This window comes from Streptomyces sp. NPDC097619 (assembly GCF_040302735.1).
Classification (GTDB): domain Bacteria; phylum Actinomycetota; class Actinomycetes; order Streptomycetales; family Streptomycetaceae; genus Streptomyces.
Genome location: NZ_JBEOSD010000059.1, coordinates 19,601 through 44,111, shown reverse-complemented (window position 1 = coordinate 44,111; position 24,511 = coordinate 19,601). Strand labels below are relative to the sequence as shown.

At 75.2% G+C, this 24,511-nt stretch carries 22 protein-coding genes; 12 read left to right on the top strand and 10 right to left on the bottom strand.

Annotated features, from left to right (window positions below; translation table 11 throughout):
• Nucleotides 1–117 precede the first annotated feature (117 nt).
• A complete protein-coding gene (locus tag ABTZ17_RS18180; RefSeq protein ID WP_352196645.1) occupies nucleotides 118–915 on the bottom strand; it encodes an SDR family NAD(P)-dependent oxidoreductase in 798 nt (265 codons plus the stop codon).
• A gap of 397 nt (nucleotides 916–1,312) precedes the next feature.
• On the opposite strand from ABTZ17_RS18180, the gene ABTZ17_RS18175 reads away from it, so the two are divergent.
• A complete protein-coding gene (locus tag ABTZ17_RS18175; protein WP_352196644.1) occupies nucleotides 1,313–2,998 on the top strand; it encodes an AMP-binding protein in 1,686 nt (561 codons plus the stop codon).
• A 79-nt stretch (nucleotides 2,999–3,077) separates the two neighbouring features.
• On the opposite strand, the gene ABTZ17_RS18170 is transcribed toward ABTZ17_RS18175, so the two are convergent.
• Nucleotides 3,078–4,172, bottom strand: a complete 1,095-nt coding sequence (locus ABTZ17_RS18170; protein ID WP_352196643.1) for a DUF6083 domain-containing protein — start codon at nucleotides 4,170–4,172, stop codon at nucleotides 3,078–3,080.
• A 196-nt stretch (nucleotides 4,173–4,368) separates the two neighbouring features.
• Between ABTZ17_RS18170 and ABTZ17_RS18165 the strand changes: the two genes are divergently transcribed.
• Nucleotides 4,369–4,707: an SCO4225 family membrane protein gene (locus ABTZ17_RS18165; protein ID WP_352196642.1), complete on the top strand. Its 339-nt coding sequence runs from the start codon at nucleotides 4,369–4,371 to the stop codon at nucleotides 4,705–4,707.
• Between the two features lie 54 nt (nucleotides 4,708–4,761).
• On the opposite strand, the gene ABTZ17_RS18160 is transcribed toward ABTZ17_RS18165, so the two are convergent.
• Nucleotides 4,762–4,986 carry a hypothetical protein gene (locus ABTZ17_RS18160; RefSeq protein WP_352196641.1) on the bottom strand — a complete coding sequence of 75 codons (225 nt, stop codon included), beginning with the start codon at nucleotides 4,984–4,986 and terminating at the stop codon, nucleotides 4,762–4,764.
• Between the two features lie 257 nt (nucleotides 4,987–5,243).
• Here ABTZ17_RS18160 and ABTZ17_RS18155 point away from each other — a divergent pair, with 257 nt between their 5' ends.
• The 4 genes from ABTZ17_RS18155 to ABTZ17_RS18140 are packed head-to-tail and all read left to right on the top strand — an operon-like array spanning nucleotide 5,244 to nucleotide 8,648.
• On the top strand, nucleotides 5,244–5,465 hold the full coding sequence (locus tag ABTZ17_RS18155; RefSeq protein ID WP_352196640.1) for a ferrous iron transport protein A: 222 nt from the start codon (nucleotides 5,244–5,246) through the stop codon (nucleotides 5,463–5,465).
• Nucleotides 5,462–7,441, top strand: coding sequence for a ferrous iron transporter B (gene feoB / locus ABTZ17_RS18150; RefSeq protein ID WP_352196639.1), 1,980 nt, complete (start codon nucleotides 5,462–5,464; stop codon nucleotides 7,439–7,441). Before ABTZ17_RS18155 ends, feoB begins: the two co-directional genes overlap by 4 nt.
• A gap of 13 nt (nucleotides 7,442–7,454) precedes the next feature.
• A complete protein-coding gene (locus tag ABTZ17_RS18145) occupies nucleotides 7,455–7,784 on the top strand; it encodes a hypothetical protein (RefSeq protein WP_352196638.1) in 330 nt (109 codons plus the stop codon).
• A 57-nt stretch (nucleotides 7,785–7,841) separates the two neighbouring features.
• A complete protein-coding gene (locus ABTZ17_RS18140) occupies nucleotides 7,842–8,648 on the top strand; it encodes a hypothetical protein (protein WP_352196637.1) in 807 nt (268 codons plus the stop codon).
• A 37-nt stretch (nucleotides 8,649–8,685) separates the two neighbouring features.
• On the opposite strand, the gene ABTZ17_RS18135 is transcribed toward ABTZ17_RS18140, so the two are convergent.
• Nucleotides 8,686–9,177: an SRPBCC family protein gene (locus ABTZ17_RS18135; protein WP_352196636.1), complete on the bottom strand. Its 492-nt coding sequence runs from the start codon at nucleotides 9,175–9,177 to the stop codon at nucleotides 8,686–8,688.
• Nucleotides 9,178–9,334: 157 nt separating this feature from the next.
• On the bottom strand, nucleotides 9,335–10,525 hold the full coding sequence (locus tag ABTZ17_RS18130) for an MFS transporter (RefSeq protein ID WP_352196635.1): 1,191 nt from the start codon (nucleotides 10,523–10,525) through the stop codon (nucleotides 9,335–9,337).
• A 304-nt stretch (nucleotides 10,526–10,829) separates the two neighbouring features.
• Here ABTZ17_RS18130 and ABTZ17_RS18125 point away from each other — a divergent pair, with 304 nt between their 5' ends.
• The 3 genes from ABTZ17_RS18125 to ABTZ17_RS18115 all read left to right on the top strand — a co-directional run bounded on the left by ABTZ17_RS18125 (nucleotide 10,830) and on the right by ABTZ17_RS18115 (nucleotide 15,905).
• Complete coding sequence (locus ABTZ17_RS18125; protein ID WP_352196634.1) at nucleotides 10,830–11,372, top strand: TerD family protein; 543 nt, start codon at nucleotides 10,830–10,832, stop codon at nucleotides 11,370–11,372.
• 253 nt (nucleotides 11,373–11,625) lie between these two features.
• Nucleotides 11,626–14,952 carry a DEAD/DEAH box helicase gene (locus tag ABTZ17_RS18120; protein WP_352196633.1) on the top strand — a complete coding sequence of 1,109 codons (3,327 nt, stop codon included), beginning with the start codon at nucleotides 11,626–11,628 and terminating at the stop codon, nucleotides 14,950–14,952.
• Nucleotides 14,953–15,020: 68 nt separating this feature from the next.
• Nucleotides 15,021–15,905: an aminoglycoside phosphotransferase family protein gene (locus ABTZ17_RS18115; protein WP_352196647.1), complete on the top strand. Its 885-nt coding sequence runs from the start codon at nucleotides 15,021–15,023 to the stop codon at nucleotides 15,903–15,905.
• Nucleotides 15,906–15,921: 16 nt separating this feature from the next.
• On the opposite strand, the gene ABTZ17_RS18110 is transcribed toward ABTZ17_RS18115, so the two are convergent.
• Nucleotides 15,922–16,926 carry an asparaginase gene (locus ABTZ17_RS18110; RefSeq protein WP_352196632.1) on the bottom strand — a complete coding sequence of 335 codons (1,005 nt, stop codon included), beginning with the start codon at nucleotides 16,924–16,926 and terminating at the stop codon, nucleotides 15,922–15,924.
• Between the two features lie 149 nt (nucleotides 16,927–17,075).
• On the opposite strand from ABTZ17_RS18110, the gene ABTZ17_RS18105 reads away from it, so the two are divergent.
• Nucleotides 17,076–17,528 carry an Lrp/AsnC family transcriptional regulator gene (locus ABTZ17_RS18105; RefSeq protein WP_352196631.1) on the top strand — a complete coding sequence of 151 codons (453 nt, stop codon included), beginning with the start codon at nucleotides 17,076–17,078 and terminating at the stop codon, nucleotides 17,526–17,528.
• Nucleotides 17,529–17,585: 57 nt separating this feature from the next.
• Here the strand turns inward: ABTZ17_RS18105 and ABTZ17_RS18100 are convergent, their stop codons facing one another.
• Together ABTZ17_RS18100 and ABTZ17_RS18095 are read right to left on the bottom strand one after the other, a co-directional pair.
• The gene (locus ABTZ17_RS18100; protein WP_352196630.1) at nucleotides 17,586–18,887 is read right to left on the bottom strand and encodes a sensor histidine kinase; all 1,302 of its coding nucleotides are present in this window, start codon (nucleotides 18,885–18,887) and stop codon (nucleotides 17,586–17,588) included.
• Nucleotides 18,884–19,546, bottom strand: a complete 663-nt coding sequence (locus ABTZ17_RS18095; RefSeq protein WP_352196629.1) for a response regulator transcription factor — start codon at nucleotides 19,544–19,546, stop codon at nucleotides 18,884–18,886. Before ABTZ17_RS18095 ends, ABTZ17_RS18100 begins: the two co-directional genes overlap by 4 nt.
• Before the next feature lie 248 nt (nucleotides 19,547–19,794).
• On the opposite strand from ABTZ17_RS18095, the gene ABTZ17_RS18090 reads away from it, so the two are divergent.
• Together ABTZ17_RS18090 and ABTZ17_RS18085 are read left to right on the top strand one after the other, a co-directional pair.
• Nucleotides 19,795–21,231 (top strand): ABC transporter permease, encoded by a 1,437-nt coding sequence (locus ABTZ17_RS18090; RefSeq protein WP_352196628.1) that lies wholly within the window; start codon nucleotides 19,795–19,797, stop codon nucleotides 21,229–21,231.
• A 2-nt stretch (nucleotides 21,232–21,233) separates the two neighbouring features.
• Entirely contained in the window at nucleotides 21,234–21,956 is a 723-nt protein-coding gene (locus ABTZ17_RS18085) for an ABC transporter ATP-binding protein (RefSeq protein WP_352196627.1), read from the top strand.
• A 67-nt stretch (nucleotides 21,957–22,023) separates the two neighbouring features.
• Here ABTZ17_RS18085 and ABTZ17_RS18080 read toward each other — a convergent pair whose 3' ends face one another.
• Nucleotides 22,024–23,580: an IucA/IucC family protein gene (locus ABTZ17_RS18080; protein WP_352196626.1), complete on the bottom strand. Its 1,557-nt coding sequence runs from the start codon at nucleotides 23,578–23,580 to the stop codon at nucleotides 22,024–22,026.
• A 382-nt stretch (nucleotides 23,581–23,962) separates the two neighbouring features.
• Nucleotides 23,963–24,469 carry a tRNA adenosine deaminase-associated protein gene (locus ABTZ17_RS18075; protein WP_352196625.1) on the bottom strand — a complete coding sequence of 169 codons (507 nt, stop codon included), beginning with the start codon at nucleotides 24,467–24,469 and terminating at the stop codon, nucleotides 23,963–23,965.
• Between the last annotated feature and the right edge of the window lie 42 nt (nucleotides 24,470–24,511).

The window sequence follows — 24,511 nt, the reverse complement described above, 5'->3', positions numbered from 1 at the left end:
GGGGGGGCCCGCAAAACCGTCAGGGTATGTATGCGCCCGCCAGCGAACCCCGGACCGGGGCCCCGCGCGCCGACGTGCGCGCGTGCCCCGGTTCCGGATCCCGGTTCGGGGTCCGGGTCAGTCCGGGACCGACCCGCAGGTCATGTTGGTGACGGTCCCGGTGAGCGCCGCGGCCCGGTCGGAGGCGAGGAAGGCGGCCACCGCGGTCATCTCGGCCAGCGAGGGGGTCCGGCCGAGCATGGTCTTGGCGGCGAGCGTCCCGGCGTGCCCCTCGGGGTCGAGGCCGTCGGTGGCCTCCTGGGGGGTGTCGAAGACGTTGGTGTGCCAGTCCGGGGCCCATGACTCGGGGATCCCCTCGGACCGCAGGCCCACCACCCGCACCCCCTGGCCGCCCACTTCCGCGGCCAGCGCCCGGGTGAAGGTCTCCACGGCCGCCTCCGCCACGGCGCTCCCGCCCATCAGCGGGCCGACCATCTTCGCGGGCGGCGAGGTGAAGGAGATGACGACCCCGGAGCCCTGTTCCGCCATGCGCCGGGCCGCGGCCCGCATGGTGTGGAAATTCGCCATGACCGCGATTTCCACCGGGCGCGCGAACTCCGCCGCCGATATCTCCACCAGCGGCACCCCGTGCACGTCGTCGTGCGCGATCAGGTTGATCGAGACGTCGAGCCGGCCGTCCCGTTCGGCGACCGCCCGCACGTGCTTGTCCACGGCGGCCTCGTCCATCACGTCGAGGACGGCCACCTCGGCGGTGCCGCCCCGGGCCCGGATGTCCGTGGCCACCTGATCCAGCGGCTCCCGGGTCCGTCCGGCCAGGTGGACGTGGGCGCCCTCGGCGGCGAAGGCCCGGGCGACCGCGGAGCCGATGGCACCGCCGGCCCCGTATATCACGGCGTTCTTGTCCTGCAGCAGCATATTTGCTCCAGTTTTCCGATCCGATGACACAAGGAAAATACTGGCGACGAGAAGTCACCGGACACCGGGAATACGGACAACCCGCCCCTTGCGTACATCAGGGAGCGATATCGGCAGCACGGAACGGCTTTGCCATTTCCTCGTCCGCGGTACGGGCGCGGGAAGACGGGGAGTTGGCGAAGACGCGGCCGCCCGCCCGTCAATCCCTCGGACGTGCTCTCCTCCCGTGCGGCGCGGACCGGCGGGCCCGTGGTGCCGGTGGCGTGTTCACGCCGCAGCACCGCCGCCTTCGGCCGAGTCGGGCCGCTCCCGGGGCCGGCGCCCGCGGCTCCGGCGGTGGATCATGGACGCCGTCCGTCGCGCCGGCCGCGCCCGGCCACGACCCCGGAGGTTCCAGGTGCCGCACCCGTCCGCCGTCCAGCCCGCCCGCCCCAGCTACGCCTCGGGGCCCTCCACCCGGCCCCTGCTCGGCGACACGATCGGGGAGAACCTCGACCGCGCCGTCCGCGCGTTCCCGCGCCGGGACGCGCTGGTGGACCTCGCCGCGGGCCGCCGATGGACCTACGCGGAGTTCGGCGCGGACGTGGACGCCCTGGCCCTCGGACTGCTCGGCCTGGGGATCGCCCGCGGCGACCGGGTGGGCGTCTGGTCGCCCAACCGGGCCGAATGGACCCTGCTCCAGTACGCCTCCGCGAAGATCGGGGCCGTCCTGGTCACCGTCAACCCCGCCTACCGGTCCCACGAACTCGAGTACGTCCTGCGCCAGTCGGGGATCAGGCTGCTCGCCGCCGCCGACCGCTTCAAGTCCTCCGACTACGGTGCCATGATCGAGGAGGTCCGGCCCCGCTGCCCGGAACTGGACCACGTGGTCACCCTCGACGGCCCGCTCTGGCGAGGACTCCTGGAGCGCGGCCGCGCGGCCGACCCCGCCGAACTGGCCGCCGCCCAGGCCGTCCTGAGTCCCGACGACCCCATCAACATCCAGTACACCAGCGGCACCACCGGCTTCCCCAAGGGCGCCACCCTCTCCCACCACAACATCCTCAACAACGGCTACTTCGTGGGGGAGTTGCTGCACTACACGGAAGAGGACCGGGTCTGCATCCCGGTCCCCTTCTACCACTGTTTCGGCATGGTCATGGGCAACCTCGCCTGCACCAGCCACGGCGCCACGATGGTGATCCCCGCCCCCTCCTTCGAACCGGCCGCCACCCTCGCCGCCGTCGCCGCGGAATCCTGCACCTCCCTGTACGGCGTGCCCACCATGTTCATCGCCGAACTGGCCGAGCCCGGCTTCGACGGGTACGACCTGAGCAGCCTGCGCACCGGCATCATGGCCGGCTCCCCCTGCCCCACGGAGGTGATGAAGGAGGTCATCGAACGGATGGGCATGCGCGACGTGGCCATCTGTTACGGCATGACCGAGACCTCGCCCGTCTCCACCCAGACCCGCTCGGACGACTCCGTGGACCGCCGCGTCTCCACGGTGGGCCGGGTGGGCCCGCACCTGGAGGTGAAGGTCGTGGACCCGGACACCGGCAGGACCGTCCCCCGGGGCGTGCCGGGGGAGCTCTGCACCCGCGGCTACTCGGTGATGCTCGGCTACTGGGGCGAGCCGGAGAAGACCGCCGAGGCGGTGGACGCGGCCCGCTGGATGCACACCGGGGACCTCGCCGTCATGGACGAGGACGGCTACATCGGCATCACCGGCCGCATCAAGGACATGGTGATCCGGGGCGGCGAGAACCTCTACCCCCGCGAGATCGAGGAGTTCCTGCACGGCCACCCCGACGTGCTCGACGTGCAGGTCATCGGCGTGGCCGACCCGAAGTACGGGGAGGAGCTGATGGCCTGGATCCGGATGCGGGAGGGCGCCGCGCCGCTCACGGCCGAGACCGTCCGCGCCTACTGCGCCGGCCGGCTCGCCCACTTCAAGGTGCCGCGCTACGTGCACGTGGTCGACTCCTTCCCCATGACCGTCACGGGAAAGGTCCGCAAGGTCGAGATGCGGGAGGCCGCGGCGGGCATCATCGCCGCCCTCGCCGCCGAGAACCGACCGAGCCGATCCGGCCGACCCGGCTGAGCCGACCGACCCCGTCCGACCGGTCGGGCCCGGACGGGAGCCGGCGCGGGACCCGCGCCGGGGCGTCGGGTCGGTCGGGTCAGTCGGCCTCCGGGCCCCGGGCCGCGTGCTCACCCGCGGACCGCCCCCGGGCCCGTACCCGCCGCAGGTGCCGGGGGCGGCACTGGTAGCAGAGCCAGCCGACGCCCTCGACGAGGTCGTCCGGATCCACCGTCCCCTCCTTGCCGTTGACGCACCCCGCCCCGGCGCACACGATCCGCTCCCGCTGGTACTCGCGGTCCGCCTCGGCGCGGTCCGCGTCCGCCGGCCGCCCGTACAGGATGTGGTCGGCGTCCCGGAACGGGGTGAAGCGCACCCACTCCACCTGCGCGGCGTCCGGGGTGGTGCCCGCCTCGTGGGCCACGCACCGCTGGTTCCGCCAGCGCACCGACTCCGTGTAGTCCACCCCGTCCAAGGCGTACACCCACATGTGGGCGTCCGCCCAGAGCGTCGGCCCCGCCCGGCCGGGCGGCACCGGTACCGGCACCCGCTGCCAGTCGCCCTGGTAGTTGGAGGTCCGGTCCAGGACGGTGTTGCGGCACCGCTCCCCGGTGCCCGCCGCCACCGACACGCAGCCGATGCGGTCGATGGTGTCCGGGCCGAGGAGCAGGATCCCCGAGTACGACAGCACGTGCCGCTCCCGGGGGCCCGCCTCGCGGGGCCTCGGCACCAGGGCCGCGGGCGCGCTGTCGGCCAGGTCCCCGGACTCCTCCTCGGGCACCCGCGGGCGGGGCACGAAGGCCCCGCTCTCCACCAGCTTGCGGGTCCGCACCGCCAGCGCCCGGCGCGCCCCGGCCAACTGGGGGTCGTCCTCGTCCTCGTGCTCCATGCCGGGGCAGACCGCCGGGTGCGCCAGCCAGCAGGTGCCGCGGCCCATGTCCCCGATCCGGGCCATGCCCCCGTCCACCGCCCAGCGGGCCCGCACGGGGACCGCGCGGACCGGGAACTCCTTCGGCACGAGCGGGATGCGTCCGCCGTCCGCGCGGTCGAACCACCAGACCCGGTGCCCGCAGTACGCGCACCGATCGGTGTTGTCGCTGCGGAGCGCGCGGGAGGGGCTGTGCGGGTTGATGCGCAGGGTGTGGAGGCCGGGGGACCGGTCCCAGGCGGCGGGCTGGAAATCCTCACTGGACACACGTGCGTTCTAGCCCGGCGGGCCTCCCCGCCGGGCCCGAAAGCCCTGCAATCACTCCTTCGAGGGTGTGGCGGCGGCGAGCGGTGACGCGGCCGGGGCGTCGGCGCGGATCCTGAGTACCCGTACTCAGGCGGAACCGGGCCGGGCACCGCAGGATGGACGCCCCGGAGCCCGCCCGCCCTCCCGAGGAGAACCCATGCGCCCCCGCGCACTCGCCCGCACCGCCGGACAGGCCCTCGGCAACCCGCTCTCCGTCGCCTACCTGCTCCTGGCGGCACTCCTGATCGCGGCGGCGGCCTCGGGCGGGGACCGGGGCGGACCGGCCGGACTCCTCGCCCTGGCCCTGTCCCTGCCCACCGGGGCGGCCCTGCTCGCCGTGGCCGATCCGCTCGGCCCCTGGGTCCGGACCGGAGCCGCCCCGTACGTGCTGCTCGCCGTCTCCTACCTCGTCCAGGCCCTCCTGTTGGGCCTGCTGATGCGCGGACTGGTGCGGTTGCTCCGCGGCTCCGGCGAGACGGTGGCGCCGCGCGCCTGAGGTCGGGGTGCCCGAGGTCCCCGGGCCCGGCGCCGGACGACGGGCACCCGGCTCTCAGGGGCGGGCTCGGCGCTGACTGTCCGTCATGGTCGGAACGGAGTTGTGCACGGCGAGGGAGTTGAAGGACACCTTGTCCGCCTGGGCCCGCAGCCGGGCCTCCTGCTCGATGAGCAGCCCCTCGGCGTGATGGGTCCGGCGCCGGTCCCGGCGCAGCACCACGACGATGAGCAGGACGGCGACGGCCCCGAACACCCCGAACATCACCAACAGCGAACCCATGTGGAACTCCCCCCGTACACCCGCCCGTACGGCGGATCGTGTACGCGACGGTAACCGGGAGCGGGGGCGCGCACCAGCCCTTTCCCGGCGGGACGGCGGCGGGACGGTGGTGGGCCCGAAGGCCCGTCGTGCGCCGCGAAGGTCCCGTCGATCAGGGACCTTTCCGGCCCGTACCCCGCCGAGAGACGGAGTTGGGTTTGCCTTACTCGGGCCTCCGGTCGCCGGAAGCCGCCCCGCCGTCCGAAGAAGGTCCGCCGGTGCCCTCCCTCCTCGACCACCGCCCCGGAACCACCGTCCGCCTGACCGCCCCCGGCCCCGAAGCCCCCGGACGGCGCAGACTCCTGGAGTACGGGTTCGTGCCCGGGGTCCAGGTCACCGTGATCGCGCGGGGCGCCACCGGCGGACTGCTGGTGGGCCTCGGCGAGGCGCGGGTGGCACTGGACTCCCGGACCGCAACCGGTCTGCGGTGCGAGCGGTGAGCCGCTGCCACGGCGCCGGCGCCGCACCGGCGGGGACCCTCGCGGAGGCCCCCGGGGCGGAGGGGCCCGCCGGGGCGCCGATCGTCCTCGTGGGCAACCCGAACGTCGGCAAGTCCACCCTCTTCAACGCCCTGACGGGCGCCCACCAACACGTGGGCAACTGGCCCGGCAAGACCGTGCGGGTGGCCCGCGGCACCTGGCGCGCCCCCGACGGCGCCCGGCTCGCCCTCGCCGACCTGCCCGGTTTGTACAGCCTCCTCGCGGACGCCCCGGACGAGGAACTGGTCCGCGACCTGCTCACCGCCCCCGACGGCGACCGACCGGCCCTGGTCGTGTTCGCCCTGGACGCCGCCAACCCCGCCCGGAACCTCTTCCTCCTCTCCCAGGTCCTCGACACCGGGATCCCCCTGGTGGTGGCCCTGACCATGACCGACGTCGCCGCCCGTCGGGGCACCCGGCCCGACCCCACCGCCCTCGCGGAGGCCCTCGGTCCCCCCGTGGTCCCCGTGGAGCCCCGGACCGGAACCGGCCTCGACCGGTTGGCGGGCGCCGTCCGGGACCGGCTCGCGGCGTCCCCCGGGCCCGTACCGCCCGAGCTGCCCGAGCCGCCCGAGCCGTCCGCGGCCCCGTGGGCCGCCGACGGCCCGCTCGCCGCCGAACTGACCGCCCTCGCCCGGGACTGCGCCCGCGACACCCCCGCCCCCGCCCGGATCCGCCCCACCCTCAGCGACCGCGCCGACCGCCTGCTGCTGTCCCGCTGGTTCGGCGTCCCCTTCTTCCTCGCCGTGATGTGGGGGGTCTTCCAGGCCACCACCACCCTCGCCGAACCCCTCCAGGACGGCCTCGGCGCCCTGGTGTCCGGCCCCGTGAGTGGGGCCGCCGACGGGCTCCTCGACGCCCTGCGCGCCCCGTCCTGGCTGATGGGACTGCTCGTGGACGGGCTCATCGGCGGCGTGGGACAGCTCCTGACCTTCCTCCCGCTGATGGCGATCATGTTCCTACTGCTGTCCCTCTTGGAGGACTCCGGCTACTTCGCCCGCGCCGCCTTCCTCGCCGACCGCCTCATGCGCACCCTGCGCCTGCCCGGTCGCGCCTTCCTGCCGCTGGTCGTCGGCTTCGGCTGCAACGTCCCCGCCCTCGCCGGCACCAGGATCCTCCGGCACCGCCCCCACCGGCTGCTCGTCGGCATGCTCGTCCCGTTCATGAGTTGCACGGCCCGCCTCGCCGTCTACGTGATGATCGCCGGCGTGTTCTTCGGCGGAGCCTCCGGCACCGTGGTCTTCCTGCTGTACGTGGCCTCGGTGCTGCCGGCCGTCGGGATGGTGCTGCTGCTGCGCCCGCTGCTCTTCCGCGACATGACGGAAGAGCCCCTGGTCCTCGAACTCCCGCCGTACCGGATGCCCACCCCGAAGGTCACCGGCACCCAGGTCCGGCTGAAGCTGACCGCGTTCCTCCGCACCGCCGGCGGGATCATCGTCGCCACCGCGGCGGCCGTCTGGCTGCTCGCGGCCGTCCCCGCGGGCGGCGGAGCCGGCTCCTTCGGCCGGGTCGACACCGCCGACAGCGCCTTCGGCCGGATCACCGAGGCCCTGGCGCCGGTCGCCGCCCCGCCGGCTTCGGGGACCGGCACGCCACCGCCGCCCTCGCCACCGGCCTCGTCGCCAAGGAAGGAGTCATCTCGACCCTGGGCCAGACCTACGCGGCCGACCCCGGGCCGGCCGACGGGCCGGGGACCGGAGCGGCCGGGCCGGATCCGGCGGCCCTCCCGGCCCGCCTGCACGCCACCTTCACCGCCTCCTCCGGTGGCCATCCCGAGGCGGCCGCCCTCGCCTTCCTCGTCTTCGTGCTCGCCTACACGCCGTGCATGGCCACCCTCGCCGCCCAGCGCACCGAGATCGGCACCCGGCTCACCGTGGTGGGTCTCGGTCTCCAACTGGCCGTCGCCTGGCTCCTCGCCACCGCCGTCTTCCAGTTGACCAGGCTGTTCTGGTGAGCGGGGACCTGCTGCGCCGGGCCCTCGCCGCCTTCGAGGAGGCCGCTCCCGGCGAAGGGCTCGCCCGGATCGCCGGCCGGCTCGGGGTCGGTCCCGCCGACCTGGCCGCGTACTGGGTCCGCAAGGGCCGGCTGGTCCGCCGGGAGATCGGCCCGCCCGACTGCTCCGGCTGCTTCTTCGCGGGCCGCTCCTGCACCGGCTGCCCCACCGCCGGCGGCGCTCGCGGGCCCGTCCTGGTCTCCTTCACCCCGGCCCGCCCCGGGCCCCCGAGCTCCGCTCCGGGGGCCCGCCCGGACTGCGGGCCCCCGGAGCCCGGCCTACGCTGATCGGGTGAAGGGGAACCGCCGCGCGCCCGACCGGGGCGGCCCCGAGGAGGTGGCGCGATGACCAGCACCAGCAAGCCGGCGGCCCCCGCCCCCGAGCCCGGCGGCGGCCCGCCGGGACGGGCCGCCGGGACCCGCCGCCGGAGCGTCCGCGCGGGCCTCACGGCCGCCGCCGCGACCGCCCTCCTGCTGGCCGCCGCACCGGCCGCCACCGCCGAGGACAACGGCATCGCCGACCAGAGCGCCCAGACGATCGCGGACCGCTCCCGCACGGCCATGGCCGACGCCACCTCGCTGCGCATGGCGGCCGAACTGACCGACTCCACCGGTACCACCGGCCTCGACCTGGCCTTCGACACCCAGGGCAACTGCGCGGGCACCGTGAAGCTCCCCGGCGGCGAGGGCCGGGCCGACGTGATCAAGCGGGGCGACGACGTCTGGATGAAGCTCGACGAGACCCTGCTCCGGTCCCAGATCCCCGGATCCGCCGCCGACGACGCCATCGCCCTGATCGACGGCCGCTACCTGCACGGCACGACCAACAGCGCCGTCCTGAAGCAGTTCGCCGAGTTCTGTGACCTGAACCAGTTCAAGGAGAAGTTCTCCTCCGCCCCCGCCGGGGAGAAACTCACCAAGGGACAGCGGACCACCGTCGACGGCGACCCGGCCGTCACCGTCACCAGCCGGCACGGCACGGAGACCACCACCTTCTACGTCTCCACCGAGGACGCCCCGTACCTGCTGCGCGCCGAGGGCACCGACAGCGGTGGCGAACGCACCGAGGCAGTCTTCTCGGACTACGGCCGCCCGGTACCCGCCCGCACTCCCGCGCCCGCCGATTCCGTGGACCTCTCCGAGCTCCAGTGACCGGCCGGCCGCCGGGCCGCAGCGGACCGGACGCGGTCTACGGCTCCTCCAGGGCCCCCGCCGCCCGCTCCAGCACCCCCGCCATGTCGGCGGCGAGCATGTCCGCCCGCCACCGGACGATCCCGTCGGCGTCGGCGCCCCGCGCGGCGGCCATCTCGCGGACCAGGCTCGCCCCCGGCCCGTGTCGGAAGCGCTGCGTGACCAGCGTGCCGCCGTCGCGCGGCGCCAGGTCGTAGGACCAGGTCGAGGAGGGGCGGGCCGGCTCGGAGACGCACCACACGAAGCGGGTGGGCGCCTCGGAGGCCAGGACGTGGCAGACGACGCTCCACTCCATGCCGCCCCGGCGGTTCGTCGCCCGGAACCGCGCCCCCTCCGCCACCGGCCGGGTCAGCCAGCGGGCCTCGACCACCTCGGGACTCCACAGGGCCATGGCCGGCACGTCGGTCAGCAGGTCCCACACCCGCTCGGGCGGGGCCGCGAAGTACCGCTCCACGGCGACGCGGAGCGCGTCCAACGGATCGTCTCCCATGCCCCGAACCTAGCGGCCGGCCGGCCTTCCGGGAGGCGTTTCCCCACGGCCGGTCCGAGGCCGGCCGGATGCGTGCGGAAGCGGGGGAGGGGCGGGAGCGGGAGTGAGGATCGGTCGGGCGGTGGAGGGCCGATGACGACGGGGCGGTCCGGCCGGATCAGGGGCGTCGCGGCGTCGCCGGACGGCGCAGCAGGTACGCGCCGGCCGCGGTCACGAGCACGAGCATGCAGCCGATGAACACGAACCCCGCCCGCTCCAGGTCCCAGAGCTCGGACAGCAGACCCACGCCGACCACCGGGACCGAGATGCCGACGTAGGCCACCACGAACAGCGTCGAGAGCACCGCGGCCCTGCGGTCCTCCGGGGCCGCGGCGGCGACCGAGGTCAGGGCCGCCCGGAAGGTCAGCCCCTGGCCGATCCCCCCGACCAGGGCGGACAGGACGACCAGGAAGAGGAGGTCCGTCCACAGGGCCGCGGCCAGCAGGGCCAGCGCGGCACCCAGGACCGCGCAGCCCACGGGCAGGGAACGTGCCACGCCGACCCGGTCCACGCCGGCCTGCCCGACCGTCGAGGCGAAGAAGGCCAGGGCCACCACCAGGCCGCTCACCGCGCGGTTGTCGATGCCGAGGGAGCCCGCGAGGAAGGCCGGGCTGACCGAGGCGAAGACGCCGAACAGGGCGAAGCCCACGAACGAGGCGATCGCGGCCGGCGCGAACACCGACCGGACCTGCGGGGGCAGGGCCAGGCCGGCGGGCCGCACGCCCGACAGGGGCCGCCGGTCCCGCACGGTCTCGGGAAGCCGCAGCAGGACCACGGCCGACACCGCCACCAGGGCCAGGTGCAGGGCGAAGGGCAACACCAGGGGGTCGGGGGCGTACTCCGCCAGGACCCCGGCGAGCAGGGGCCCGCACCCCAGACCGCCCATGTTCGCGGCCGTCGCCACGAGCGTCGCCCGCGCCCGGCCGTCCGGCGGCGCCAGTTCCATCACGTACGCCGTGGCGGCCCCGGTGAACAGACCCGCCGACAGCCCGGACAGGAGACGCCCGGCGTAGAGCCAGCCGAGCGCGTCCGCCGCCAGGAAACACCCGGCGCTCGCCGCCGCGAAGCCCAGGCCCCACAGCAGGGCCGGTCTGCGCCCCACGGCGTCGGAGACGTTCCCGGCCAGCAGCAGCACCGCCAGCACCCCGAAGGCGTACACCGCGTACACGACCGTGACGGTCAGTTGGGAGAAGCCGAACTCCTCCTCGTACGACAGGTACAGCGGTGTCGGCAGCGTGGTGCCGGCCATGCACACGACGAACACCGCGCCCGCGAGCAGGGACCGCGACCAACCCCGACGATCTTCCATGCCGCCGACCGTACCCCCCGCCGGCGCCGCCGACCCCGCGACCCCGCACATCCCGGCGGCGGTGTTCCGGCCAACGTCGACGCGGCGGCGGACGGCGGAGGGTCGGCCCCGCTCTCCCCGGCCGCGCCCCGGTCTCCGGCACCCACCTCCCTGACCCCCGCACCCGTGCGCCGGCGGGCCGCGCGGCCGGTGGGCCCCGCCGCCCCTTCCCGGCCTTGGCGCAGAACCGCTCCCCGGCGAACGGCAGTTGCGCCACCCGTGGCAGCATGGGCCCGGCAGCCAGCCGAGCAGAACGGGGATCCGGGTGACGGGCATACGCAAGGGACTGACCAAGGCCGAGGTGGCACTGCGCTGGGACCCGAGCCCGGCCGGGGCGCCCCCGCACGACCTGGACCTCGTGGCCGCCGCCTACGCCGCCGAGGACCCGCACGGCACCCCCGTCTACCTGGTCCACCACGGCCGCCGCGCCCCCGACGGCACCGTCACCCTCGACCGGGACAGCCGTACCGGCCAGGGCTTCGGCTTCGACGAGGTCCTCATCCTCGAACTCGGCCGCATGGAACCGAGGCTGGTCCGCGTGGTGGTGGGCGCCGTTGTCCAGGACGGCGGCGAGGCCAAGACCTTCGCCGAGGTCCCCGGCACCGCCTTCCGGGTCCGCGAGGGCCACACCGACCTCGCCGCCGACGGGTTCACCGCCGTCGCGGGCGCCAGCGCGGCCACCGTGGCCGAGTTCCGCCGCGAGGGCGGGGTCTGGTCCTTCCACCCCGGCCTGCGCGGCTACACCGCCGGCCTCGACGAGTTCACCGCCCTCATGGGCGAGGCCCCCTCCGGCACCCCGGGGTCCTGAGCCCCCGCCACGGAACCGCCCCCGCCGAACCGCCGTCGCCCGAGCGCCCGCTGAACCACCGTCATCGCGCCACGGACCTCGTCCCCGCGTCGCCCCGGCCCGCACCGGCCGGGGCGAACCCGTGCGGGGGACCCCCGCCCACCTGAGCGGCCGGGCCCCGCTCCCTCCGCGTAGGGTGCTCGGTACTGATCATGGGTACAGGTCACCGGTGGGGTTCCGGGTGCGGGGAGACGGAAGCGGGGGCGAGACGGGCATGGCGGACGAACGGGCACGGCGGTCGGCCGTGATCGACTACTGGCGGGCCGTGGAGCGCTTCAGCCCGCAGAAGATCCCCGCCCTCGCCCCCCGCGACCGCGTCTTCCCCGTCGAACCGGGCTCCCCGCTGCCCTGGGAGGCCGACCACCCCCTGCGCGCGGTGCCGCTGGAAGAGGGCCAGGTCTGGCAGCACGTGGTCTACGGCGGTGCCTTCCCCCTCACCGCGGTCCGGGACACCCTCCTCTCCGTCTTCGGCGGCACCGAAGAGGACCACGACGGCCGGTTGGAGGGCGAGAGCGCCCTGTTCGCCCTGACCGTCACCGACGAGGGCCGGCCGGTCCGCGACGCCGCCGTCCTCTCCTCCTGCGCCTGGGCCACCGGCCGCGCCCTCGGCGCCGGCCCCGGCCACCCCGGCCGGCTCGACGGCTTCGAGGAGGAGCACCGGGCCTGGACCGCGCGGGTCACCGCCCCCGGCGGCACCCCGGATCCGCACCCACCGGCCCCCGGCCCCGCCGAGCCGGACACGACCGACCCGCACGCGGGGCCCCCGGAGGAAGGCCCGGCCACCGAGCCCGGTGGTCCGACCGCCCTCACCGCCGAGCGCCTCCTCGGCCTCGTCGCCGACCTCGCCGAGGACTGGGGCCTCACCGAGGCCCTCGCCCCCCACGGCGTACGCGTCCGCAGCACCGCGGTCCGCGCCGATCGTGCCGACCGGGCCGATGACCCGACCGGCACCGGACCGGACTTCCTCAACAGCTTCGTCGCCACCGACCTCGAACGCGTCGCCGCCGCCCTCGCGGACACCGCGCCCGGACCGGGCCTCGCCGCCTATCTGACCCCCGGCTCCGCCTTCGGCCCCGAGGGCCGCACCGACGTGCGACGCCGCCCCCGCACCGTCCTCGACGGCGTCGCCCCCGATCGCACCCCCGCCGGGCGCTGGCCCGCTCCCGAAGGGGAACCCCTGGCCCTGAGCCAGCAGTTCGCCGTCAACGCCCTCCGGGAATCCCTGACGGGCGACCAGGAGCGGCCCGGCGCGGGACTGTTCGCCGTCAACGGCCCGCCCGGCACCGGCAAGACCACCATGCTCCGCGACTGCTTCGCCGCCGTCGTCGTCGACCGCGCCCGCCTGCTCGCCGGACTCCGGCTGCCCTCCGCGGCCTTCGCGGACCAGCCGCCCCACGTCTGGCGGACCGGCGAGTACACCCGTACCGTCACCGCTCTGCGGCCCGAGTTCACCGGTTTCGAGATGGTCGTGGCCTCCACCGGCAACGGCGCCGTGGAGAACGTCTCCACCGGGATCCCCGCCCGCTCCTCCCTCGGCCCGGAATGGGAGGCCGCCGACTACTACGCCGAGCAGGCCACCCGGCTGCTCAAGGGCGACCCCGCCTGGGGCGCCTTCGCGGCCCGCCTCGGCAGCCGGCGCAACCGCATCGACTTCGTCAACCGCTTCTGGCACGGCCGCTACCGCCGCACCGACGGCGGGGCCGCCCCGCTGCCCCTGCCCCTTCAGACCCCCCGCCGCGGCACCGGGTCCGCACGCGACCGCGACTGGCGCGAGCTGCGGGACCGCACCGCCTGGCTGGAGAGCGGCAACGGCCTCGCCCACCTGCTCCGCCAGTGGCGGGACACCTCCCAGAGCGGTGTCTGGCGGGAGGCCCGCGAGCGGTTCCACACCGCCTGGGAGGACGTGGAACGGTTGCGCGCGGAACGCGCCGCCGCGGCCGAGGCCCTGGCCGGCCGGGAGGACTCCCTTGCGGCCGTGCGCACCACCACCGAGGCCGTGGCCGCCGCCGCCCGCCGGCTCGACGCGGCCCGCCGGGACCTCGCCGAGGCCGAGGACGCCCTGCCCCCCGTCCGCGAGACCCTCACCGCGGCCGAAGAGGAACACACCGCGCACCTGGCCCGCCGCCCCGGCTTCACCGTCAGCCTCTTCACCCTCGGCCGGGCCGCCCGGGACTGGCACGGGGACGAAGCGGAACTCGCCGACCGCACCGCCGCCGCCCTGCGCGCCGCCGAAGTCGAGGCGAGGACCGCCGCGGGCGCCGAGGAACGCCGTGCCGCCGAGGTGACCGCGGCACGCGCCCGCTGGGGGGAGCACGTACCCGAGGAAGCCTGGTACACCGGGGCCGGCGACGGCACCGACGCCGCCGCCGGGGAAGCGGACCGGGAACGGTCCGCGCCCTGGGCCGACCCCGAGCTGAACCGCGCCCGCAGCGCCCTCTTCCTGGCCGCCCTCGACCTCCACCAGGCCTTCCTGCGCTGCACCGCCCGCACCATGTACCAGAACCTCATGGCCGCGATGGACGCCGTCGCCGGGAGCGTCCCGGCCGGGGTGCCCGAGGAACACCTCCGCGCGGCCTGGCAGTCGCTGTTCCTCGTGGTGCCGGTGGTGTCCACCACCTTCGCCTCCCTGGACCGCGTCTTCGGCGGCCTGGGCCGGCACTCGCTGGGCTGGCTGTTCGTCGACGAGGGCGGGCAGGCCGCCCCCCAGCTCGCCGTCGGCGGGATCTGGCGGGCCCGCCGCACGGTCGTCGTCGGCGACCCGCTCCAACTGGAACCGGTGGTGGTCCTGCCGTGGACGGCCCAGCGGGCCCTGCGCGAGGAGTACGGCGCCGGATCCGAATGGGTCCCCGGAGCCACCTCCGTCCAACGCCTCGCCGACCGCGGCAACCGCTACGGCACCCTGCTGCCCGCCCCGGGGCCCGAGGGCCCCGCCGAGGTGTGGGTGGGCGCCCCGCTGCGCGTCCACCGACGCTGCGACGAGCCCATGTTCGGCCTCAGCAACCGCATCGCCTACGACGGGCTGATGGTGCGCGGCACCCCGGAGCGCGGCGAGTACCGCCACCACCCGGCCAGCAGCTGGGTGGACGTGGTCTCCTCGGACGCCGAGGGCCACTGGATCCCGGAGGAGGGCCGCGCGCTGCGCCGGGTCCTCGAACGGCTGCGCGACGAGGGCGGGGTGGACCTGGCCCGCGAGGTGTTCGTCATCAGCCCCTTCCGGGCCGTGGTCGAGGGCGCCATGCGGCACTGCCGGGACCTGATGCCCGCCGACCGGGTCGGCACCGTGCACACCACCCAGGGCAAGGAGGCGGACGTGGTCGTCCTGGTCCTCGGCACCGACCCGCGGGTGCCCGCGGCCCGCGCCTGGGCGGCGGCCCGCCCCAACCTCCTGAACGTCGCCGTGAGCCGGGCACGGCGCCGCCTCTTCGTGATCGGCAACCTCGAGTCCTGGCGCGGCCACCGGCACTTCGCGGACCTGGCCGAGGCGCTCCCCGCGCACACCTGGCAGCTCCAGTCCCGCGGTCGCGGGCGGGAAACCGGTTGACGTGATCGGCCCGGCCCGGGTCTCCTGACGGTCCCGATCGACCGGAAGGAAGCCCGCCCGCGGTGAAGATGCACGCAGACGAACCGGACCTGGACCCCGACCTGGTGGCGCGCCTGGTCGCCGGACAGTTCCCGCGCTGGGGAGACCTGCCCGTGGCGGAGGTGGCCACGGCGGGCACCTCGAACGCCATGTACCGGCTGGGCGAGGAGCTGGTCGTCCGACTGCCGCGCACGCCCGGTGCGGCGGCCGACTCCGGCACCGAACACACCTGGCTGCCCCGGCTCGCCCCGGCGCTGCCCCTGCCCGTACCGGTACCGCTGGAGCGGGGCCGGCCGGCGGAGGGGTACCCGTGGAACTGGTCGGTGTTCCGCTGGCTGCCGGGGGAGCGGGCGGCCCCCGGGCTGCCCGATCTGACACCGGACGACGCCCGGCGCTTCGCCGTCGACCTCGGGGCCTTCCTGACCGCCCTGCACGCCGCCGATCCGACGGACGGCTTCCCCGCCTACCGGAGCGAGTCCCTGGTCGACCGCGACGAGGTCACCCGGGCCGCCCTCGCCGCCGTCGGCGACGCGGTCGACACGGCCGCCGCGGTCGCGGAGTGGGAGGCGGCCCTGGCGGCCCCGGGTCCCGAGGACGCGCCGGTGTGGATCCACGCCGACCTCCAGCCCGGCAACGTCCTGCTGCGCCAGGGGAGGCTCGGGGCCGTCATCGACTTCGGCTGCTTCGGGCTCGGCGACCCGGCCGTGGACCTGATCGCCGCCTGGTACCTGCTGCCCGCCCACGCCCGCGACACCTTCCGCACGGCGGTGGGGGCGGACCCCGACGCCTGGCGACGGGGTCGCGGCTGGGCCCTGTCCGTCGCCCTGAGGGAGCTGGAGTACTACCGGGACGTCGACCCCGTGATGACCGCGACGGCCCGGCACGTGCTGGCCGAACTGCTCCCCGCGGGCTGACCTCCCGGACCCGCCGTCAGGCCGAGGCCGGGTGCTTGGCGGGGGCGGCGTCGAGGGCGGCCCGCAGGGCCTCGGTCCGGGCCTCGGGCGAGTCCGCCGCGAGCAGCGCTGCCAGCACCGCGATGCGGGCCTGACCGGCGCGCAGGGTGCCGGTGGGCACCGCGCCCGCCGCGACCAGGTCCACGGCCCCGCCGTGCGTGTAGATCTCCGTCACCGGTCCGGCCGGAACCCGGGTCGACAGGGCCACCAGCACCCCGCGCGCCACCGCCGATTCGACGGCGGCCACGATCTCCGGGGTGGCGTTGCCCGCGCCGGTGGCCACCAGCACCACGCCCTGGGCGCCGGCGGCGAGCGCGGCCTCCAGGAGCACGGCGTCGCCGTCGGCGTGGTGCATCACCATGTCCACCCGGGGCGCCCGCTCCGGCAGCGCGGGCAGCGGCAGCGCCTCGGGCCGTCGCGGTCGGGCGTCCACGGCCACCTCGCCGAACCGCACCCGGCCCAGCGGCACCCCGGACGGGTCCGCGAAGGCGTCGGCGGCCAGGGTCTGCGTCTTGACGGTGCCCCGGGCCGCGTGGACCCGGCCCGCGAAGGCGACGACGACCCCGAGGCCGCGGGTGGTGGCGGCGGTCAGCAGGGCGTCGTACAGGTTCGCGGGACCGTCGCCGTCCTCGGTGCCCATGGGCAGCTGCGCCCCGGTGAACACCACGGTGCGCTCGTCCTCGTGGTGCAGGTCCACCAGGAAGGCCGACTCCTCCAGGGTGTCGGTGCCGTGGGTGACCACGATGCCGTCGACGCCCGGGTCGGCCAGGGTCTCGTGGACGGTGCGCAGCAGTGTCAGCTGGTGCGCGGTGGTAAGGCGGGGGCTGTTCACGCTGAACAGGTCCACGACCTCGACCGTCACGCCCTCGGGGAGCGGCGCGGTGGCCATGACCTCCCGGCCGTCTGCGTCGGCGGCGAAGCCGGAGCCCTGCCAGCGGCTGGCGATGGTGCCCCCCGTGGTGATCACGACGATCCGTCCCATGTCCGGCCTGCCTTCCCGTCCCGCGCTCGTGCGCCCGGCGCGCGCTGTTCGCACGCCTGTACGCCTACCAGCAATGATAGAAAGATCATCGCGCAATCGGATTGCCAATCCTGGCGGCCCTGTAACACTCGGTGGTGGATGATTGCGTCATGGACGCGATCGATCTCGAAATCTTGCGTGAGCTCCAGGCCGATGGGCGGCTCAGCAACCAGGAACTCGCGGCGCGGGTCGGACTCACCCCTTCCCCCTGCATGCGCCGGGTCCGGCAGCTGGAACAGGACGGCGTGATCCAGGGCTACCGGGCGGTGGTCGACCCCGAGGCCGTCGGCCGGGGCTTCGAGGTGCTGGTGTCGGTGGAGGTCCGCCGGGACCGCGAGGCGGTGGAGACCTTCGAAGCGGCCCTCCAGGAGATCCCCGACGTGATCGAGGCGTACCGGCTCTTCGGCAGCCCGGGCTGCCTGCTGCGCATCGCCGTCGCGGACCTGCGCGCCTACGAGCGGCTGTGGATCGAGAAGCTGACCACCCTCTCCGGGGTCACCGAGGTCAACTCCCAGATCATCATGAAGCGGATCAAGGAGCCGACGGGTCTGCCGGTCCGCTGACGGGGGCGTCCGGGCCGCGGGGCCGGATCCGCTGGTCCGGATCGAACTCGCCGGTGGTCATCGTGGCGGCGCGCCGTCCCCCGGTGGCACGGCCGCCCGGGGCAGCCCGACGCGGACCCGCAGGCCCCCGTCCGGGAGGGCTCGGGCGGTCACGGTCCCGCCGTGCGCCCGCGCCACCGAACGCACCAGGGCCAGCCCCAGCCCGTGTCCGCGGTCGCTGCCCACCCGGGGCCTGGCCCGGTAGAACGGCTCGAACAACCGATCCACCACCTCCGGGTCCACCGCCGGGCCCGTGTTGGCCACCTCCAGGACCACCGCCGGGCCGGAGCCCGGCGGATCCTCGGCCCGGACCGTCACGTCGACCGAGCCCCCGGGTCCGGGCAGGTTGTGTCGGACCGCGTTGTCGAGCAGGTTCCCCACCAGCTGCCGCAGCAGCACCTCGTTGCCCCGCACCGGCAGTGCGGGCGGGGTCGGGGCAGCCGCCTCCGACACCTGGTCCGCGAGGCGCAGCTCCGGGACCGGGCCCTCGTGGCCGGCGGGCCGCGTCGAACGCCGTTCCGCCACGCACCCGGCCGTCAGGGCCGCCAGGTCCACCGGTTCCGCGTCGAAGGTCGTCTGATCCGCGGCCGCGAGCCGCAGCAGTTCCTCCACCACCCGGATGTTGCGCTCGTTGGCGGCCGTCACCATCGGCAACAGCTCGGCCAGTTCCTCCGGGGTCGGATCCGAGGAGGCCATCTGCAGGGCCGCCCGGGTCGTGGTCAGCGGGGTCAGCAGCTCGTGGGAGGCGTTGGCCGCGAACCGGCGGTGCGCCTCGAAGGACTGCTCCAGCCGGGCCAGGGTGCCGTCGAAGGTGTCCGCGAGCTCCTTCAGCTCGTCCCGGGGCCCCCGGGCGTCGATCCGATAGGACAGGTCGCCCTCGCCCGCCCGGGCCGCCGCCTTGTTCACGGCCTGCAGTGGGGCCAGCAGCCGGCGCGACAGCAGCCAGCCCCCGCCCAGGCCGACCGCCGTCACCAGCAGCAGTCCGCCCACCGACACCGCCAGCACCGTGGACCAGACGTCCTCCTTGGTGCGGATCGGGGCGGCCACGTCCACCCGCCGCCCCTCCCGGACGCCCGAAGCGGGCGGCATGACGGCATCCGCCGGGACCTGCCCCACCGGCACCACCACCGTCTTCGAGAGGTCGTAGGTGGGCACGTACCGGATGCCCAGGTAGATCACCGACACCATCAGCGCCGAGCAGGCCACCAGCGCCCCGCCGAAGCCGAGGAAGAGCCGCAGGTGGATGCTGAGCGCCCGGCGGCCGGTGTCGGCACCGCCGGGCGGGCCGCCCGCCCGGCCCCGGCGGAACCGATGGATCACGCCGTGCCCAGCCGGTACCCGGCGCTCACCGCGGTGTGCACCAGCCGCGGCTCACCGAGCTTGCGGCGCAGGGTGTGCACCACCAGCCGCACCGCGTTGGTCCCCGGGCCCGCCTGCGCGTCCCACGCCTTGTCCAGCAGGTGCGCGGCGCTCAGCACGCCGCCGTCGGCCCGCATCAGCAGCTCCAGCACCGCCAGTTCCTTCGGGGTCAGCCGCACCTCCCGACCGGCCCGCGTCACCCGGCGGCGGTGCGTGTCGAAGGCCAGGTCGCCGAAGGTCAGGGCGGGGGAGTGGACCTGGCCGCCGCGCCGGTACAGGGCCCGCAACCGGGCCACCAGCTCCGGGAAGTCGAAGGGTTTGGAGAGGTAGTCGTCGGCGCCCAGCCCGAGCCCCTCCACCTTGTCGCCGAGCCGCCCGGCAGCCGTCAGCATCAGGATCCGGCAGCCCGCGTCCATGGCCAGGATCCGGCGGCACACCTCGTCCCCGTGCACCCCCGGCAGGTCCCGGTCCAGCACCACCACGTCGTAGTCGTACACCGCGGCCCGCTCCAGGGCCGCCGCCCCGTCGTGCACCACGTCCACGGCCATGGCCTCGCGGCGCAGACCGATCTCCAGGACGCGCGCCAGAAACGTCTCGTCCTCCACCACCAGAACGCGCACGCGCCCGCTTTTCCTTTCCTTCCGGAGCCCGGAGATGAGAATTCCCTGAGGAATGCCCGCAGCCGGACCGGTATTCCCGCCGCGCCGTTCCCGCGGCCGGTCCCGTACTTCCGCGGTATTGCGCGGAATTCTCCGGGACGGTCCGCCAGGTCTATCAGAATCCGCATGTGATCCGTGTATGAGGGAGCGGACCGCCCCCCTTTTCCTCACACACGGACCGAAAATCCGCACGCATAGCGTCCGCTCCCATGAACCTCTTCAAACGGGCCTGGTGGCGGCTGTCCGCACATCTCGGCAAGACGGCGATGCTCACTGGTCTCTTCCTCGTCATCTGCACGCTCGTCCTCTCCGGATTCCTCATCCGGTCCGCCGCCGCCCGCGCCGCGGGCGAGGCCAAGCGCACGGTCGGCGCCGTGGCCACGATGCAGCTCGACCTCGACGGCCTGATCGCCTCCGGAAAGATGGACGCCCCCTCCGGCGGACAGGCGGGCATGATCGGGGCCGAGGGCGATCTGCGCCGCAGCCTGGTGGACCGGGTCTGCCGCTCCTCCGTCGTCACGAAATGCAACTACACCAGCGACGCCGCCGCCTTCCCCGGCAAGAAGACCCGGCTCCACCAGCCGGTGCCGCCGCCCGCCGGACAGGACACCCTCGGCACCGACCTGTTCAAGGCCGATGGCATCCGCGACCTCGGCGAGGTCGCCGCCTTCCGCAACGGCGACGCGAAGCTGGTCTCCGGCCGCGGCATCACCCCCGACAGCGCCGCCGACGAGATCGTCGTCGAGGAACGGGTCGCGAAGGCCAACGGCATCGGCGTCGGCGACCGCGTCGCGCTGATGGCAGGAGTGCTGCCGGGGCCCGGCGGCGAGCGGGACACCACCGAGCACTCGTTCAAGGTGGTGGGCGTGTACCGCAGCGGCACCCCCGACACCGGCCGCTACGTGCCCGCCATGACCGACCCCGCCAACCAGGTCTACGTCACCCCCGACGGCGCCTCCGTCCTCATGGGCAAGGGCGAGGGCGCCGAGGCCGTGGTCAAGCAGGCCACCTTCACCCTCAAGGACCCCGCCGACCTGCCCCGACTGAAGAAGGACGCCGAGGCCGCCGGCGCCGACCCGCGGGTCTTCCCGCTCACCGTCAACGACAAGCAGTACCGGGCCCTCGTCGGCCCCATCACCCGCACCGCCGACTTCGCCACCGTCACCGTGTGGCTCGTCGCCCTCGCCGGCACCGCCATCCTCGCCCTCGTCGTCGCCTCCTCCCTGCGTGAACGCCGCAAGGAACTGGGCATCCTGCTCTCCCTCGGGGAACGCAAACCCCGCCTGCTCGGCCAACACCTCGTGGAGGTCCTGGCCTGCGCCCTCCTCGCCATCGGCCTCGCCGCGGCCTGCAGCCAGGCCCTGTCCCAGACCGTCGGGGACCGGCTGCTCGCCGGAGAGGTGGCCGACGCCCGGAACGCGGGCGCCGACCGCACCCCCGAACGCGACCCCAGCGACCCCAACGGCGGCACCCTGCCCCAGGAGCCCGCCGCCGACCCCATCGACTCCATGGACGTCCGCCTCGGCCCCGCGGACATCGCCCGCGTCGGCGCCACCGGCCTGGGCATCGCCGCGCTCGCCGTGCTGCTCCCCGGCGTCCGCGTGCTCCGCCTCCACCCCCGCGACATCCTCACGAAGGGCGACTGACCATGACCGCACCCCGCGCCACCCCGCACGACCCGACCCCCGACGCCGGCACCGCGCCCCTGCTGGAACTGGACCAGGTGACCCGCGGCTACCAGCACGGCACCCGCCGCCGCAGCGTCCTGAAGGGGGTCACCCACCGCTTCGAGGCCGGCCGCATGTACGCGGTCACCGGCCCGTCCGGCTCCGGCAAGACCACCCTGCTGTCCCTGGCCAGCGGACTGGACGCGCCCACCTCGGGCACCGTCCGCTTCCGGGGCCGCGACATCGCCGACCTCGGCCTCGGCCGCTACCGCAACCGGCACGCCGCCACCGTGTTCCAGTCCCTCAACCTCCTGACGTACCTGACCGCCGTGCAGAACATCACCTCCGCCATGGAGATCACCGGGGTCAAGGGCCGTCACAAGGCCCGTCGCGCCTCCGAACTCCTCACCCTCCTCGGCGTCGACGAGGCCGAGCACCACCGCCGCACCCTCCGGCTCTCCGGCGGACAGCAGCAGCGCGTGGCCATCGCCCGCGCCCTGGCCTGCGAGGTGGACCTGCTGTTCGCCGACGAACCCACCGGCAGCCTGGACCGGGACACGGCCGCGGGCATCATCGACGTCTTCCGCGGACTCGCCCACGAACAGGGCAAGTGCGTGATCGTCGTCACCCACGCCCAGGACGTGGCCGACGCCTGCGACGAGGTCCTCCAGCTCAAACGCGGCAGGCTCGGCCGGGCCGCCTGAACGACGGGTCACCGGGCCGGGTCCGAGGCGGCTCCCCGCCCCGGACCCGGCCCGGTGCGGCCCCGGCTCAGGCCCCTCGCTCCCGGACCGGGTTGGGCAGACCCGTCCACACGTCCCCCGAGCCCGGCTTGCTCAGCCGCATCAGGGTCAGGGCCTTCACGGGCAGCGGGTCGGACCGCAGGGCCGCCAGCTCCGCCGCGAAGCCCTCGGGGGCGTCCGGGGCCCCCTCCAACCGCTCCAGCGCCCCGCCCAGGATCCGGCCCAGCCCGGCCGAATCACCCGCGAGCGGGCCCAGCGCCCCCGACACCAGACCACCGAACAGCTTGCGCCGCAGCACCAGCGGATCGTCGGTCTGCTGGCGGACCGTCAACGCCGGCGCGGTCAGTCCGTGCCCGGCCAGCCGGGCCGGGCCGATCCGGATGTCGGCCACGTCCCGGTACACCAGCCGCACCGGAAGCCCCCGCGCGTCCACCACCACGAGCAGGTTCTGGCCGTGGGCCTCCAGGGCCACCCCCAGCGCCAGCATCCGCAGCCCCACGTCGAGCGCCAGCGCCGCGAAGGACGCCCGCCACTCCGGATCCGCGGCGGGCGGGAAGGCCGGCAGACAGCCCACCGGGATCACCCGCTCCCCTGCCGCAGCGTCCGCGTACCGGTCCGGGGACTCCCGCAGCATCGCGGCCAGGTCCGGGGCCGGGGCTGCCGCCGCCGCCAGGGTCCGAGTGATGTGCAGCCGACCGTCGAGCCGCTCCGCCACCTCCTCCACCAACCGCGACACCACCGCCGCGTTGCGCACCGAGTACTCGGAGATGTCCCGCACCGAGGAGGTCAATCGGGCGCTCAGCGAGGTCTTCACGTGCGGCAGGTCCCCGTCCACGGGCGCCAGGGTCCGCAACGCCAGCAGCGGCCGGGCCTCCAGCACGCCGGCCGTGCGCGGCGCCCCCTCCCGCCGGGCGAGGACGTGCCGTACCTGCCAGGGGTGCGCCGGGACCAGGACCGTACGGCCGCCCGCTCCCGTCCGCAGCCACTCCGGCCAGTCGCCCGTCACCAGCGCGTCGCCGGCGGCCACCAGCTCCAGCGGCACCAGGGGGCCGTGCTCCGGCGCGTACGCGAGCTGCTCGCCGGCGGTGAACCCGGGGCGGGAACGGCAGCCCGGATGGTACGGATGGCCGTCCGGTGCGCGCTGCTCCCACTCCCAGGACCGCGCCGGTGACCCGGTGGGGGGCACGGCGGTCCGCGACAGGGCCAGCGAGGCCGCGCTGTCGTCGAGTTCGGCGGCGAACTCGGCCCCGTAGGGCACGTCCAGGGCCGCCATGAGGAGCCCGGGGTGGTCGTACGTGCGGCCCGCCAGCTCCAGCGCCGCCACCCCGGGGCCGGTCGCCCACGGATCGCAGGGCGGGCCGGCGAGCCGGCGGCCGTCCGCGAGACGCAGGACCACGCCGTCCGGGAGGACCTCGCGCCGGGTCACCCACGGCAGCGGATCGTGCACCAGCCCCCGCCACAACCGCCCGAGCACGGCCGCCCGGGCGCCGGCGAGACGTACCTCGTAGGCCGCCGCCGACGGCGACCCCGCGTCCGGTCCACCCAGTTCACCGGCCAGCCGCCGTTCGGCGACGCTCCGCACCACGTATGCCCCTCCAGGACCGAACCCGTCCGCTGCCGGTACCAGCATGACGGGTGCGCCGGCCCCTGCCGCGCACGGGCCCCGCGGGGCGGGGTCCACGGCCCCCGGGCGCCGAACACCGCTGGTCGGTGCCCGAGGGGCCTCGTGCCGGCCGCCGCGTCGGCGAGAGCCGCTCTCCGCCACGGGGTCGGTGGGACCAGTCAAGCAAGGGGGCGCCGGCGGGGCGAGGGGATCGTGCTACGGAATCCGGTCCGGTCCGACGCCCCCGCTGTGTCGGATCCTCCAAGTAGACGCAAGGTTCTAGTGGCACATGAGGTTGCTGATGCGATCCAAAAGGGCATAAGCAGATTGCTTGTGCGGTCTCGTGTGAGGGGCGGCCCCGATGTCAGCCGCCCGACCCGCTGCCCCGGTCCCGCTCCTCGGCCCGGGCACGGGCCAGCTCGGCGGCGAACCCGCACCGTTCGGCGATCGTGCGCAGCTGGTCGTCGGGCAGGCCCCCCGGCCGGGCCAGCAGCGCCGCCATGTCCTCCGCGGTCAGTCCCAGGTCGGCGATGATCCCCGGGTCGCCGGCGGGATGCGCCCCGGACGCGTCCTCGGCGGGCAGCCCGGCGCCCAGCGCGTCCAGGGCCTGGGCGGCGAGGGTGTGGCGGTGCGCGGCCCGCGCGTCGGACAGGAGCAGGGCCGTCCCGCCCGGAGCGGTGCGCACCACCAGGAAGAACGACTCGTCGGCGTTGAACACCCCGAAGGACGCCTCCCCGGCGGCGCTCCCGCGGACCGCGGCGACCGCCTCGTCGAGCCCCGTCAGGGCCGTCCGGTCCAGCCGGTCGCAGTGCCAGGTCCCGTCCCGGCGGCTGACGGTGACGGCGTAGCGGTGGTTCCTGGGTTCGGTCACGGCCCACAGGTGCCCCGTCCGCGGGGTCGGTAGCCGTACCGG

Excerpts from the sequence above, each read along its gene's own strand:
- ABTZ17_RS18130 (WP_352196635.1), bottom strand. The coding sequence starts at position 10,525 with ATGGAAGATCGTCGGGGTTGGTCGCGGTCCCTGCTCGCGGGCGCGGTG.
- ABTZ17_RS18105 (WP_352196631.1), top strand. The coding sequence starts at position 17,076 with ATGGACGCGATCGATCTCGAAATCTTGCGTGAGCTCCAGGCCGATGGG.
- ABTZ17_RS18120 (WP_352196633.1), top strand. The coding sequence starts at position 11,626 with ATGGCGGACGAACGGGCACGGCGGTCGGCCGTGATCGACTACTGGCGG.
- ABTZ17_RS18165 (WP_352196642.1), top strand. The coding sequence starts at position 4,369 with ATGCGCCCCCGCGCACTCGCCCGCACCGCCGGACAGGCCCTCGGCAAC.
- ABTZ17_RS18160 (WP_352196641.1), bottom strand. The coding sequence starts at position 4,986 with ATGGGTTCGCTGTTGGTGATGTTCGGGGTGTTCGGGGCCGTCGCCGTC.
- ABTZ17_RS18180 (WP_352196645.1), bottom strand. The coding sequence starts at position 915 with ATGCTGCTGCAGGACAAGAACGCCGTGATATACGGGGCCGGCGGTGCC.
- ABTZ17_RS18115 (WP_352196647.1), top strand. The coding sequence starts at position 15,021 with ATGCACGCAGACGAACCGGACCTGGACCCCGACCTGGTGGCGCGCCTG.
- ABTZ17_RS18140 (WP_352196637.1), top strand. The coding sequence starts at position 7,842 with ATGACCAGCACCAGCAAGCCGGCGGCCCCCGCCCCCGAGCCCGGCGGC.
- ABTZ17_RS18135 (WP_352196636.1), bottom strand. The coding sequence starts at position 9,177 with ATGGGAGACGATCCGTTGGACGCGCTCCGCGTCGCCGTGGAGCGGTAC.
- ABTZ17_RS18110 (WP_352196632.1), bottom strand. The coding sequence starts at position 16,926 with ATGGGACGGATCGTCGTGATCACCACGGGGGGCACCATCGCCAGCCGC.
- ABTZ17_RS18085 (WP_352196627.1), top strand. The coding sequence starts at position 21,234 with ATGACCGCACCCCGCGCCACCCCGCACGACCCGACCCCCGACGCCGGC.
- ABTZ17_RS18090 (WP_352196628.1), top strand. The coding sequence starts at position 19,795 with ATGAACCTCTTCAAACGGGCCTGGTGGCGGCTGTCCGCACATCTCGGC.